Source organism: Lysinibacillus sphaericus (genome assembly GCF_006864135.1).
Taxonomy (GTDB): Bacteria; Bacillota; Bacilli; order Bacillales_A; family Planococcaceae; genus Lysinibacillus.
This window is the reverse complement of the sequence record NZ_SADV01000008.1, coordinates 113,595-126,847: the sequence shown is the minus strand read 5'-3', so window position 1 is coordinate 126,847 and position 13,253 is coordinate 113,595. Positions and strand designations below refer to the sequence as shown.

The window sequence follows — 13,253 nt, the reverse complement described above, 5'->3', positions numbered from 1 at the left end:
TTATTGTGGGGGGCATTATTTTATTTGACGGAGTGTGCAATTTTTGTGATAGTAGTGTGCAATTTATTATCAAATATGATCGAGCAGAGTATTTTCAATTTGCGTCCATCCAAAGTGAAGCTGGGCAGGCATTACTTGCACAATATAAAGTACCAGAAAATATTGATAGTGTCATTTTAATTGAACAGGGAAAGGTATATTTTGAATCTACAGCAGCACTTAAAATCTGTAGGAGATTAGATAGTTTTTGGCCTGTTATTTGTATTTTTATCATAATTCCTCCATCTATACGCAATAAAATGTATCGATTATTTGCCAAAAATAGATATCGTCTTTTTGGACGAAAAGAAGCATGTTTAATGCCGACATCTTCACAACGAAAAAGATTTCTCTAACTTTTAAGCTATCCAAGTAAAGTGGATAGCTCTTTTTGTTGAAATCTGTAAAGGAGAGCTCAAGTAAATCATTTAATGCAATAAGCTGCTAGTCTTTGTGAAAGCTAGCAGCTAAGGAAAGCTTGTTAAATTATTGATCTACAACTAAGTAACCCTTTTTTTGTAAAGTAAGTTCAATTAAATCTAAAATGTCAACAGAAGGTGCAGAAATAACATGAAGATGTGTACCACCTGTAAGTTCGGATAAATAACTTGCCTGTGTTTCATTGACACGCTGAATAAATTGTTTTACCTCATGACGGTTAGAAACCATAATGGATGCGGTAATTTCCCCATAAATTGGGTGTTCAACAATAACGTTTTTTACTGTACCACCGCAATCAACTATTGTAATAAGTTCATCTTCTGCATCCGCGGCAGTGTGGAAGCAAGGAATTGTACGTTCAACAGTTTGCTGTAATTGTTCCTGATGCATATAAAGATATCCTTGGCTAGTTGCAATAATAGGTTCATTTCTAGCCTTTAATAATGTCATATCATTGACAATGACTTGTCTAGAAACATTAGCGAATTTAGCTAGGTCCGTCCCTGTTATAGGTGCTGCGCTTTTTTTTAGTTGTGCTAGGAGTTGCAGTCGGCGTTCTTCGCCTAACATTTTTTTCATAAGAGATCACCTCTGCTTGTAATAAAGGAAGCAGTTTTCCTTAAAACTAGTGTACCATGAAGCATTTCTAACTGCGTGAAATTTTTGTATCCAAATGAAACATTGAACATATGATACGAAGAGAGGAAGGGAGGAAAAAATTGCGTATTCATATTGTCCAAAAGGGAGACACGTTGTGGAAGATTGCGAAAGAGTACGGAGTTTCGTTTGAAGATTTAAAGCGGCTGAATGCCCATCTTGCTAATCCAGATTATATTGTACCGGGCATGGAAATTATCCTACCTGAAAAAATACACAAAGAACCACATAGAGAACATCATCGAGAAACAGATTGGGGAATGCATAGGGAAGGACATAGGGAAGGACATAGAGAGGGTGGACATAGAGAAGGCCAGAGAGAATCCCATAGGGAGGGGCATAAGGAGCACATGCACAAAGAGCATATGCACAAGGAGTCACCTACAAGGCACGTTAAAGAAAAAGAGGTGCAAAGACCAACGCCACCACCAATTATTGTACCACCGCCACCAATGCCAGAACCACAGATGATTCCAATTCCTTATCCAATGCCAATGCCGATGCCTCAGCCAGCGCCTGTTGAGCTTAGCTGGAATCAAAACGTTGTCATGCCAAGTGTAGAGCAAAATGTTTCTCCAATTCAAATACAACCACAGCCCGTAGCCCAACCGGAGGCGCCACCACCAGCACCAATGCCGCAACCGATTTTTATCATGCCACAAATGCCTGCAGTACCACATTGTGCAAGCTGCCATCAGCCAGTGCATCATCATATGTATTGGCCGATGCCGATGCCAATGCCAATGCCAATGCCTATGGAACCGCAAGTTGAGGCGTATACAATGCCAGAGCAACCATCATGTGAAACGGGATGCGAAAAAGTTGCTGGGGCGGGAGATTTCTTAGAATCTAGTACATCTCCATTCTTCCCTATGAGCCCTGAATATCAGCAAATGCCGGAAATGGAACAGCCATGTGGTTGTCATGCACAACCAGCCATGATGCCGACGTGGCAAATGGACCCATGTTACTGTCCACCGCCATGTCCACCACCATGCCCAATGCCATGTCCATCACATTGCCATATGCCACATGCTTCGGTAGGACCATGGATGTCACCGCATTTTTCTCCAGGCGGGATGACGCCTTATCGATGGTGAAAAAGCGTATATCATTGAAGAAGTAAAACCTAATATTTGGAAGTATAAATATCAATCCAAAAATTATTTTGTGAAACGAGCAAAGCAGATAGAAATAGCGGAAAAGGTAAGGGCTATACATCGACGACTTGGACATCTGGAGCCCTCGCTAATCTTACCTTTAATGAAAAGTGAAGATGAGTATTTAATCGTGCAAGATTGGCAAGAAGGAAGTCATAGTGCTAATTTTGCACATAAAAAGGATCGGAAGGAATCACTAAAGCTCTTAAATACATTACATGATACACATAAAAAAATTGCTTGGCAGCGGGTGCCAGGTTTGCACACCTATTCACAGCTTTTAAAATGGCAAATGCGTCATATGCGTTTTAAAAGCAGACGGAATGAATTTCGTGCATTTTTAACAAAAGAAGAAATCAATCAAATTTTACATTATAGTGAGAAATCGTTACAGCTAATCGCTCAGGAAGATGTAGCTGAAAAAGAAACAACGCTTTTACATGGAGATGTCGTCCATCATAATTTTTTATGGTGCTCAGATGGGGAATTACGTTTAATTGATTTTGATTTGGCTCACCTTGGGGAAGCAGATGATGAATACATTTTATGGTTACATCGTGTATTACCTGCCGTAGATTATGACCTTGGTAAAATATTTGCTGAGCTACCAGAGTTGAAACGATTAGATAAAAAAAAGCTACATCGTTTAAAATATCCAAATGAGCTATTACGTGAATGGCTTTTTGCAGTGGATTTACCATTAAATCAACAACTGGTATTTTTAGATTATTTAGTGCCATTTACAAAACGGGCCCTCACATATTGGCCAAAACTGTGGTACGATATTGATAAAATGATAAAGAAATGACCGTCTTTTGGCGGTCATTTTTGTTATGTGAACGACTACTTGTGTTATTTCTTATAGTCGAGCATTCGTTCGTAATATGCTATAATCGAAGACGATGATTGTGAGGGATTATAGAATGTATGATTATTTAAAAGGACAAGTAAAGCGTATAACTCCTGAGTATATCGTCCTTGAACAACAAGGGATTGGCTGGCAGCTAAATACACCAAATCCATTTGCGTTCCGGACATCGGCCCTTGAACAACAAATTTTTGTTCACTTGCATGTACGTGAGGATGCACAAGTGTTATATGGCTTTCCAAATTTAGATCAACGAGAACTGTTTCGTAAACTTATTTTAGTGTCAGGAATTGGACCGAAGGGTGCACTTGCTATTTTAGCTACTGGGAACCCGCAACAGGTTATCAGTGCCATTGAACGAGAAGATGAATCATTTTTAGTGAAATTTCCTGGTGTGGGTAAGAAAACGGCACGTCAAATGATTCTAGATTTAAAAGGTAAACTTGGCGGATTGTTGGAGACTATTGAGCTACCAAGTACAGAAGATGAGCTACCGTTATTTGGTGTGAATCCATATAAACATGAGCTTGAAGAAGCTATTCTTGCCTTAATGGCACTTGGTTATTCTGAAAAAGAATTAGAAAAAATACGTCCACAGCTCGAAGAAAATGACAAGCTTGAAACAACAGATGCATTTATGAAACAAGCTTTACAATTGCTATTAAAGTTAAAATAGTGAAAGGGGGGGAAGTACATGTCTGAACGTATGATTGCTAGTGAGGCAGGTAGCTATGATGAACAGTTTGAATTATCTTTACGGCCACAAAGATTAGCACAATACATTGGTCAACATAAGGTCAAGGAGAATTTACAAATTTTCATTGAAGCGGCAAAGCTTCGTCAGGAAAGTTTAGATCATGTGCTGCTATATGGACCGCCTGGACTTGGTAAAACTACATTAGCTGCTGTTATTGCTAATGAAATGAATGTCAATGTGCGCATGACTAGCGGCCCTGCGATCGAACGTCCTGGAGATTTAGCAGCTATTTTAAGCTCACTGGAACCAGGGGATGTGCTATTTATCGATGAAATTCATCGCCTGCCTCGTGCCATAGAAGAGGTGCTTTATCCTGCGATGGAGGATTTTTGTTTAGATATTGTCGTTGGTAAAGGCCCTGAAGCGCGTTCTGTACGACTTGATTTACCGCCATTTACACTCGTTGGTGCAACAACAAGAGCTGGGGCATTATCAGCACCTTTAAGAGATCGCTTTGGCGTGTTGTTGAGGTTAGAGTATTATGATAATACGTCACTTGCAGAAATTGTTGTACGTAGTGCGCATTTATTTGCTGTTGAGATTGAGCAAGTAGCAGCACTTGAAATGGCGACACGCTCGCGTGGTACACCCCGTATTGCTAACCGTTTGCTAAAACGAGTGCGAGATTATGCACAGGTGCTCGGAGATGGTATGATAACGGAGGGACTTGCTAAGCAAGCGCTTGAGCTATTACAAGTCGATCCTAGAGGGCTTGACCATATTGACCATAAACTTGTGACCAATATGATTGAGCGCTTCCGTGGTGGCCCTGTAGGCTTAGATACGCTGGCAGCATCTATAGGCGAGGAACGTGTAACGATTGAAGATGTGTATGAGCCATATTTGATGCAAATTGGCTTTATACAGCGTACGCCACGTGGACGTGTGGCAACACATTCAGCTTACGAACATTTTGGATATGAATATCCCCAACAAACCTAGAAGAAGGAAGTATTTTCATGCGTGTAGAAGATTTTGATTTTGAATTGCCAGAAGAGCTTATTGCACAAACACCACTTTTGGACCGTACAGCTAGTCGTTTAATGGTAGTGACGCCAGGCTCGAAAAATGTAGAGCATCATCATTTTGCTCATATTTTAGATGAGCTACAAGCGGGAGACTGCCTTGTGTTAAATGATACAAGGGTCTTACCAGCTCGTTTAATGGGCGTTAAAGAGGAAACGGGTGCTCATATAGAAGTACTGCTATTAAAGCAAATGGCAGGTACGGATGAATGGGAAACACTTGTTAAACCAGCCAAACGTGTAAAAGTCGGCACAGTTGTAACATTTGGAGATGGCTTACTGACAGCTACTTGTACAGGAGAGCTTGATCATGGTGGGCGTACATTTGAGTTTAAATATAATGGGATTTTTTATGAAATTTTAGAGCAACTTGGTGAGATGCCACTACCTCCATATATTCGTGAAAAATTAGAGGACAAGGATCGTTACCAAACCGTTTATGCAAAAGAGCGTGGCTCAGCTGCAGCACCAACTGCAGGCTTGCATTTTACAGAAGAATTATTAGCGCAAGTAAAAGCAAAAGGGGTCGAAGTTGTATTTATCACTTTACATGTGGGACTTGGAACTTTCCGTCCCGTAAGCGTAGATTCAATTGAAAATCACGAAATGCATGCTGAATTTTATAGTGTAACGGAAGAAACCGCATCTATCATAAATCGAGTAAAGAGTAATGGTGGAAAAGTGATTGCAGTTGGTACTACCTCTACACGTACACTAGAAACTATCGGCTCTAAATATAAAGGCGAAGTGCGAGCAGAACAAGGTTGGACGTCTATTTTCATTTATCCGGGATATGAATTTACTATTGTAGATGGTTTAATCACAAACTTCCATTTACCAAAGTCTACCCTTGTAATGCTTGTTAGTACGCTTGCAACAAGAGAAACAATTTTAAGTGCATATCATCAAGCTGTAGAAGAAAAATATCGTTTCTTTAGCTTTGGTGATGCTATGTTTATTCGTCCAAAAGGAGAATAAAGAAAAAATCGGAGTACTGTTTTTACTTTAGATAAGAGAGGAATTTTTATAATATGACACAACCAGCAATTCGTTATGAGCTACTTCATACTTGTAAGCAAACAGGAGCACGCCTTGGCATCGTGCATACACCACACGGCTCTTTTGAAACGCCAGCTTTTATGCCTGTTGGTACACAAGCAACTGTTAAAACAATGTCACCTGAGGAATTAAAGGACATGAATGCAGGTATTATTCTGTCAAATACGTATCATTTATGGCTACGACCAGGTAATGATATTGTTAAGGAAGCGGGTGGCTTGCATAAATTTATGAACTGGGATCGCCCGATTTTAACAGATTCAGGTGGTTTCCAAGTGTTCTCACTTAGTCAATTCCGTAAAATCGAAGAAGAAGGGGTTCATTTCCGCAATCATTTGAATGGGGATAAATTGTTTTTAAGTCCAGAAAAGGCGATGGAAATTCAAAATGATTTAGGCTCAGATATTATGATGGCTTTTGATGAATGTCCACCTTACCCTGCGACATATGACTATATGCTGCAATCAGTAGACCGTACAACTCGTTGGGCTAAACGTTGTAAAGAGGCACATAAACGTCCAGAAGACCAAGGTCTATTCGGAATCATTCAAGGTGGAGAATTCGAGGAGTTACGTCGTCGTTCTGCTGAAGCATTAGTAGAGCTAGATTTCCCAGGTTATGCAATTGGGGGGCTATCTGTTGGTGAGCCTAAGGATGTTATGAACCGAGTGTTAGAGTTTACAACACCGTTAATGCCAACGAATAAACCACGTTATTTAATGGGTGTCGGTTCACCTGACTCATTAATCGATGGTGCTATTCGTGGTATTGATATGTTTGACTGTGTATTACCAACACGTATTGCCCGTAATGGCACATTAATGACATCTGAAGGTCGTTTAGTTGTTAAAAATGCAAAATATGCACGTGATTTCGGACCAATTGATCCTAACTGTGATTGCTATACATGTAAAAACTATTCACGCGCATATATTCGTCATCTAATCCGTACAGAAGAAACGTTTGGTATCCGTTTAACGACTTATCATAACTTACACTTCCTATTGAAGTTAATGGAACAAGTACGTGAGGCAATACGTGAGGACCGTCTGGGTGATTTCCGAGAAGAATTTTTCGAGAAATACGGCTTTAATGGACCAAACGCGAAGAACTTCTAGTATTAGTAAAAAGTCATGTAAATTTGTGTGAAATGTGAATATTTCTAGCAAAAAATTGTCTATCTTAGAAAAAATATTAGTAATATAGAAAAATTTTGGGCTTGTCCGTCGCTTTTTTATGGTGGAATAGTCTATACTAATTAAGAATTGGAAAGGGGGCAAAAATGATGGAACAATATTCTGGCTTAATCATGATTTTAATCATGTTCGTTGCAATGTGGTTTATTTTAATCCGCCCTGCTAAAAAGAGACAGCAGGAAACACAAAATATGCAGACTAATTTGCAACGTGGAGATAAAGTTATTACAATCGGTGGCTTACATGGTGAGATTGACTCAATTGAGGACACAACTATAACATTAAAAATCGCAGACAATGTGCGCGTAAAATTTGATCGTCAGGCAATCGGACGTATTGTAAATAACTAATATTTATCTTCTTTCAGTAGAAAATTTCCGCATCTTAAAATGAGATGAATAGGGTAGAGATTCCTTTTCCGTGGGCATGCCAAAAACCTACTGAAATAGAGGAACTCAGTCTAAGAACGCCACGTCTTGTGGCAAGTTATTTGTGCGACAGTGACAGTAACACCGACTGAGTGACCAACATCACGTTGGTCTAAAGCCTACGGCGGATGTCACGGATTTTCAAAGGAATGAATTGTGCCTGCACAATTCAAAATTCGGACGCAATTGCGCCAAGGCGAAATTAATCTTAAAGGCGTTGTCCAAAAAGCGGACAACGCCTTATACCATATTTATAGCTTTGTCAAAATGCAGAATTCATTTTTGACAAGGCTTTTTTGTATAAAAAGTAACGTATACGGTCACCTTATTGTATGGGGGTGACTGCATGGAAGAATATTTTACGATTATTTTTAGAACATGCTTTTTATATGTGTTTATCCTAATAATTTTTCGTTTAATGGGTAAACGTGAGGTCGGCGAATTGTCTGTAATCGATTTAGTCGTATCCATTTTAATGGCTGAGGTTGCTGCATTTGCACTTGATGATTTCGAAAGTCCATTATTTAATGTAATTTTGCCAATCATCATATTGTTTTTCATTCAAATAATAACTGCATATATTTCACTCAAAAATAAAAAATTCCGTGACCTAGTTGATGGTGATCCAGTAATGCTTATAAGAGATGGTGTCATTTTAGAAAGTGAAATGCGCAAGCAACGCTATAATTTAGATGATTTGTGTCAACAATTACGCGAAAACGGAAATGCTTCCGTTACAGATATTGCTTATGCCTATCTAGAGCCCTCCGGCAATTTGTCGGTATACCAAAAAGATGAAAAGGCATTTGTTTACCCACTTATTATCGACGGTGATATTCAGGATAGGCATTTAAAGGTCTTGCATAAAGATACTGATTGGTTAATGGCAGAGCTTGCTAAAAATAATATTACGGATAGTAACACTGTATTTTTTTGTGTTTGGGAGGAAGATCGGCTTCATATCCAGCTGAAAGAATCTTAAACTTTCTTGGCCAGCTTACGAAGGTAGCGCAAATCAGTTATGCGCAACTGATTGGTAAATAGTAAGAAAGTAAATAGTAAAAACAAGGTTACACAGCTACTTAAAATAAAAGGCAGTGGCATTATTTGCATCAGGAAATACTGAGTAACACAAACAGCAATAAAGCAGCTATATGGCACTACAAACATTCTAAAGCCAGCACGCAAATTTTTGCGCTGTCTTACTGTTGCAATATGCAAGAATGAAGTTAATAAAACGCCAAAGCCAATTGCTACAACAGCACCTTTTTCCTGTATTCCAGGCTGAGAAGCAAGTACGAACATAACAAAGAGTTTACCAAGACCACCATAAATGGAGTTCATCATTGCTGCACGAGCCTCACCGATTGCTTGTAATATAGAATGCAATGGACTTTGTATATAATAAAAATAAAAAATTGGGGCCAATATTTTCACATACCCACGATTTTCTTGTAAGTGAAAGAGCTTTATAGCTAAGTCGTCTCCATGAACGAAAAAGTACGTAGCAGCCACACAGCCCACTAAGGATGATAGTCGCAATGATACAGAAATGCGTTCCTGTAGGAGTGGTATATGCTGGCGTGCAACGGCATCACTAACAGCCGGTATAAGGACAATCGAAAGTGCAGCAGATACAAAGGCTGGGAATAATAATAGTGGGACTAGTACACCCGAAATAACCCCATATAAAATTGTTGCTGCGGAGGCCGTTAATCCAGCCATTGTTAAAGCCTTTAAAAAAATGATCGGCTCTAAAAACCAAGTAAAAGATCCAAATAGCCTGCTTCCTGCAGAAGGAAGGGCAATCCGCAACATCGGGGAGGCAGGATAAGCCTCGATTTTGTTTTTCCGTGTCAATAATTTTTTCTTTGAGACAATATAATGCATCCACAAATACAAGAAAGCAACAACTTCAGCTAGAAGCGTAATACCCATAGCAGTGGCTGCTGTAACGGCAGCGTTATCATAGGCAGCGACAAAAGGCAGTGTAAATGTGATGAAGCTAATGCGAATAATTTGTTCAATCATTTGAGACCAAGCTGTTGGTGTAATTTTCGCAATACCCTGTAAATAAGCGCGCAATAATCCAGAACCAACTGCCACTGGTACAGCAAAGAGTGCAATCCAAAGCGTGAATGTTGTTTGTTCATTATGTAAAAGAGTAGACGAAATATATGGTATTGTAAGTGCAACAATCGGCATAAAGATGATCATTCCAATAAATGACCAAAGTATAGCCGTACGCATAACACCAAAGATGCCCTCGCGTTTGTTTTTTGCTAGTAACTCTGCTACAATTTTTGCCACAGCGATAGGTAGTCCAAGTTGAATGAGTGAGATGAAGAAAATGAACGCCGGATAGACGGTCATATAAATGCCGACTGCCTCTTCACCAGCGATACGCATAAACTGCATTCTATAAAAGAAGCCAAAGAGTTTCGATAAAAAAATTACGAACATTAAAAATAGTGTACCCCGTACAAAAGAACTCATGCCATCCGTCCCTTCTCAAGCCACAAAAATTCATTTACACTATTTGTATGCAGACATGTCTTACGATACAACTTTGATTGGAGATGATTCAAAATGAGTATGCAGTATGAGCAACTATTTGAAAAAATTCGTCCTGCAATTGATAGTAAGATGGAAGAGTTTAAACATTATCAATACGATGCGATTACAGCAGAAGAGCTATGGCGTTTCTGTATAGAAAAAAAATGGCGCAAAAAAAATATTGAACAATTACGTTTACATGAAATTATCTCCACTATTTTTTCAGTATCACCGTCCGATATCGTATCATTTAATCAAGTAGAATTTTTACAAAGTAATGATTGGTTTACAGAATTGAATACGGAAGAGTTAAAAATGCTACTTGGTCCGGTTAAAACTTAAGAAGAAAGTGTGAAATTTGTCAAATAATAAAAGAATACTAAAAGTGTTGAATTGACACCAAGCGCAACGTGTTTCATAATGAGTGTGTTGCGCTTTTTTTATTTGTATAAGTATATTTATTCAAAAACCGCCTAATAACTTTTGTAAATTTGGGGGGATTACACCTATACAAATACAGGGATAAATTTGCGCGTTATGAACGATTGAAATAAGTAGAGCAACCTTTTTGAAGCACAGGCAACATTATTCTAAAGGAAAAGGAGGAATAAACGTTTCAAAAGGACTTGCTATTATACTTGTTTGTAGTGTAAGGAATTGCCTTACACAATTCGAGGAGGATTTATAAATGAAACTAAAAAGTCGTATAGTTGCATTCGTACTACTAATGGTTATTTTTACAGCAACCATCGGTACGACTGTAGGCGGCGTCTTAAAGGACATTAAGCTAGGTCTTGACTTACAAGGCGGGTTTGAGGTTCTTTATGAGGTGAAGGAATTACACAAGGGAGAAGAAATTACACAGGGTGTTTTGTCGGCAACAGCAACAGCTCTTAGCCAACGTGTAAATGCTATCGGGGTAAGTGAACCGAGCATTCAGGTTGAAGACAAAAATCGTATTCGTGTGCAATTAGCGGGTGTCGAAGACCAAGAATCAGCACGTAAATTATTGTCTACAACTGCAAATTTAACATTCCGTGATGTCGATGACAATATATTGCTGGATGGTAATGACTTAAAGCCAGGTGGCGCTAAGGATTCCTTTGACCAGCAAAATCGTCCAATTGTTTCCCTAACATTAAAAGATGGAAAGAAATTTGCTGATATAACTAGTAAAATTGCCGCTAAACCAGCAGGTCAAAATTTACTCGTTGTATGGTTAGACTTTGAAGAAGGTGTTGATTCATATAAAGCTGAATCACAAAAAGCGAAGCCTCGCTATGCATCTGCAGCAACAGTTAACCAAACATTAAATACAACAGATGTAATGATTAGCGGGAATTTCACAGTTGAAGAAACAAAAAATCTAGCGGGTATTTTAGATGCTGGAGCACTACCAGTAAAGCTTAATGAGATTTATTCTACTTCAGTAGGTGCACAATTTGGTGACCAAGCACTGAAAAGTACAATTTTGGCAGGTGTTGTGGGGGTAGTAATAATATTCTTATTTATGCTATTCTACTATCGTTTACCTGGCTTTATATCCATTATTACACTTGCGATTTTCACTTTCCTAGTATTAGTTGTATTCGATTGGATTAATGCAGTGTTAACACTTCCGGGTATTGCAGCTATCGTGCTCGGTATAGGGATGGCAGTTGATGCGAATATTTTAGCAGCGGAACGTATTCGTGAAGAACTACGAGTAGGTTATTCAGTTAAACAAGCATTCCAAATTGGCTCGAAGCAGTCTTTATCAGCAATTGTTGATGCACAGCTAACTACATTATTAGCAGCTGCTGTATTATTCCAATTCGGGACAAGCTCTGTAAAAGGGTTTGCAACAACTTTAATTATTAGTATTTTACTAAGCTTCTTAACTGCTGTTTGGGGTTCTCGTGTACTATTAGGTTTACTAGTCAACAGTGGCTATTTTAACAATTCAGCGTGGTTTGGTATTGCCAAATCTAAACAGCATAGCTTAGATGAAAATATTGGAACATTAGATTTATCAACGAAATTTGATCGTTTTGACTTTGTACACAACCGTAAGAAATTCTATACATTCTCATTAGCTATCCTTGTAGCCGGTTTAGTGGTTCTTGGTATATTCCGTCTAAACCTTGGTATTGATTTCCAAAGTGGTACTCGTGTTCAAATTGAAGCGGATCAAACTTTAACTAAAGAAGAAGTATCTAAATACTTAGATAGCATTGGCTTCTCGTCTGACGATATCGTTTTGGCAGGTGAAAAGAACAACTCTGCGGTTATCCGTTATAAAGATGATCTATCGCAAGCAGAAATTTTAAAATTCAAAAAAGAAGCGGGCAAAAAATATGGTCATGAGCCAGGCATAAGTACAGTATCACCAACTGTCGGTAAAGAGCTTGTGAAAAATGCTATTAAAGGATTATCTCTTGCGGCTATTGGTATCATTATCTATGTAGCGGTTCGTTTCGAATGGCGCATGGGTATTGGAGCAATTGTCTCGTTACTACATGACGTATTCTTAATAGTTGCTGTATTTAGCTTTATGCGCTTAGAAGTCGATATTACGTTTATTGCAGCTGTACTGACGATTGTCGGTTATTCGATTAACGATACGATCGTTACGTTTGACCGGATGCGTGAAAACTTAGATCGATATGATACGATTAAAGACCGTGAAGTGTTAGCGGATATCGTTAACAAATCATTACGTCAAACGATGGGTCGATCTGTTAACACAGTGTTAACGGTTATTATCGTTACTGTGTCACTTCTTATTTTAGGTGCACCGTCGATTCAAAACTTCTCAATCGCGTTATTGATTGGTTTAATCACAGGTATGTATTCTTCCATTTGTATTGCTGCACAAATCTGGTATTCACTTAAAGTTCGTGAAATGAAAAAATCAGATGGGCAAATACACAAAAAAGAGAAAAAACAATGGGGTACTGACGAACCTACTGTTTAACATAAGTCTTTAAAACAGGGAAAGGAAACATTTCTTTCCCTGTTTTCTTAAAAAAAGAATCTGTTGCTTTCTTTGGAAAGCAGCAGATTCTTTTTATTTTATTAATTTCGC

General features: G+C 38.6%; 13 protein-coding genes. 11 read left to right on the top strand and 2 right to left on the bottom strand.

The features are described 5' to 3' along the window. Positions 1-5 precede the first annotated feature (5 nt). On the top strand, positions 6-395 hold the full coding sequence (locus C7Y47_RS12080) for a thiol-disulfide oxidoreductase DCC family protein (protein ID WP_142509012.1): 390 nt from the start codon (positions 6-8) through the stop codon (positions 393-395). A 130-nt stretch (positions 396-525) separates the two neighbouring features. Here C7Y47_RS12080 and C7Y47_RS12075 read toward each other — a convergent pair whose 3' ends face one another. Further along, a complete protein-coding gene (locus C7Y47_RS12075) occupies positions 526-1,059 on the bottom strand; it encodes a transcription repressor NadR (RefSeq protein WP_142509011.1) in 534 nt (177 codons plus the stop codon). A gap of 140 nt (positions 1,060-1,199) precedes the next feature. Between C7Y47_RS12075 and C7Y47_RS25980 the strand changes: the two genes are divergently transcribed. The 8 genes from C7Y47_RS25980 (at position 1,200) to C7Y47_RS12035 (ending at position 8,612) form a co-directional block, all read left to right on the top strand. Beyond that, positions 1,200-2,237 (top strand): LysM peptidoglycan-binding domain-containing protein, encoded by a 1,038-nt coding sequence (locus C7Y47_RS25980; protein ID WP_142509010.1) that lies wholly within the window; start codon positions 1,200-1,202, stop codon positions 2,235-2,237. Between the two features lie 70 nt (positions 2,238-2,307). Continuing rightward, positions 2,308-3,105: a phosphotransferase gene (locus C7Y47_RS12065; protein ID WP_142509009.1), complete on the top strand. Its 798-nt coding sequence runs from the start codon at positions 2,308-2,310 to the stop codon at positions 3,103-3,105. A 115-nt stretch (positions 3,106-3,220) separates the two neighbouring features. Beyond that, on the top strand, positions 3,221-3,841 hold the full coding sequence (gene ruvA / locus C7Y47_RS12060) for a Holliday junction branch migration protein RuvA (RefSeq protein WP_053596159.1): 621 nt from the start codon (positions 3,221-3,223) through the stop codon (positions 3,839-3,841). Positions 3,842-3,859: 18 nt separating this feature from the next. Then, a complete protein-coding gene (gene ruvB, locus C7Y47_RS12055; protein ID WP_142509008.1) occupies positions 3,860-4,864 on the top strand; it encodes a Holliday junction branch migration DNA helicase RuvB in 1,005 nt (334 codons plus the stop codon). Positions 4,865-4,881: 17 nt separating this feature from the next. Next, positions 4,882-5,925, top strand: coding sequence for a tRNA preQ1(34) S-adenosylmethionine ribosyltransferase-isomerase QueA (gene queA, locus C7Y47_RS12050; RefSeq protein WP_142509007.1), 1,044 nt, complete (start codon positions 4,882-4,884; stop codon positions 5,923-5,925). A gap of 53 nt (positions 5,926-5,978) precedes the next feature. Further along, the gene (gene tgt, locus C7Y47_RS12045) at positions 5,979-7,124 is read left to right on the top strand and encodes a tRNA guanosine(34) transglycosylase Tgt (RefSeq protein ID WP_132356976.1); all 1,146 of its coding nucleotides are present in this window, start codon (positions 5,979-5,981) and stop codon (positions 7,122-7,124) included. A gap of 167 nt (positions 7,125-7,291) precedes the next feature. Beyond that, positions 7,292-7,552, top strand: coding sequence for a preprotein translocase subunit YajC (gene yajC, locus C7Y47_RS12040; protein WP_142509092.1), 261 nt, complete (start codon positions 7,292-7,294; stop codon positions 7,550-7,552). Between the two features lie 424 nt (positions 7,553-7,976). Then, the gene (locus tag C7Y47_RS12035; RefSeq protein ID WP_142509006.1) at positions 7,977-8,612 is read left to right on the top strand and encodes a DUF421 domain-containing protein; all 636 of its coding nucleotides are present in this window, start codon (positions 7,977-7,979) and stop codon (positions 8,610-8,612) included. Here the strand turns inward: C7Y47_RS12035 and C7Y47_RS12030 are convergent. After that, complete coding sequence (locus C7Y47_RS12030; RefSeq protein ID WP_142509005.1) at positions 8,609-10,126, bottom strand: putative polysaccharide biosynthesis protein; 1,518 nt, start codon at positions 10,124-10,126, stop codon at positions 8,609-8,611. The two genes, C7Y47_RS12035 and C7Y47_RS12030, sit on opposite strands and share 4 nt — an antisense overlap. Positions 10,127-10,219: 93 nt before the next feature. On the opposite strand from C7Y47_RS12030, the gene C7Y47_RS12025 reads away from it, so the two are divergent. Continuing rightward, complete coding sequence (locus C7Y47_RS12025) at positions 10,220-10,528, top strand: post-transcriptional regulator (RefSeq protein WP_142509004.1); 309 nt, start codon at positions 10,220-10,222, stop codon at positions 10,526-10,528. 346 nt (positions 10,529-10,874) lie between these two features. Continuing rightward, positions 10,875-13,142 (top strand): protein translocase subunit SecDF, encoded by a 2,268-nt coding sequence (gene secDF, locus C7Y47_RS12020; RefSeq protein WP_142509003.1) that lies wholly within the window; start codon positions 10,875-10,877, stop codon positions 13,140-13,142. The last annotated feature ends 111 nt before the right edge of the window (positions 13,143-13,253 follow it).

Bases quoted from the DNA above. Each gene is read 5' to 3' on its own strand.
- C7Y47_RS12035 (WP_142509006.1), top strand. From the start codon at position 7,977: ATGGAAGAATATTTTACGATTATTTTTAGAACATGCTTTTTATATGTG.
- yajC (WP_142509092.1), top strand. From the start codon at position 7,292: ATGGAACAATATTCTGGCTTAATCATGATTTTAATCATGTTCGTTGCA.
- ruvA (WP_053596159.1), top strand. From the start codon at position 3,221: ATGTATGATTATTTAAAAGGACAAGTAAAGCGTATAACTCCTGAGTAT.
- ruvB (WP_142509008.1), top strand. From the start codon at position 3,860: ATGTCTGAACGTATGATTGCTAGTGAGGCAGGTAGCTATGATGAACAG.
- C7Y47_RS12025 (WP_142509004.1), top strand. From the start codon at position 10,220: ATGAGTATGCAGTATGAGCAACTATTTGAAAAAATTCGTCCTGCAATT.
- C7Y47_RS12075 (WP_142509011.1), bottom strand. From the start codon at position 1,059: ATGAAAAAAATGTTAGGCGAAGAACGCCGACTGCAACTCCTAGCACAA.
- C7Y47_RS12030 (WP_142509005.1), bottom strand. From the start codon at position 10,126: ATGAGTTCTTTTGTACGGGGTACACTATTTTTAATGTTCGTAATTTTT.
- tgt (WP_132356976.1), top strand. From the start codon at position 5,979: ATGACACAACCAGCAATTCGTTATGAGCTACTTCATACTTGTAAGCAA.
- queA (WP_142509007.1), top strand. From the start codon at position 4,882: ATGCGTGTAGAAGATTTTGATTTTGAATTGCCAGAAGAGCTTATTGCA.
- secDF (WP_142509003.1), top strand. From the start codon at position 10,875: ATGAAACTAAAAAGTCGTATAGTTGCATTCGTACTACTAATGGTTATT.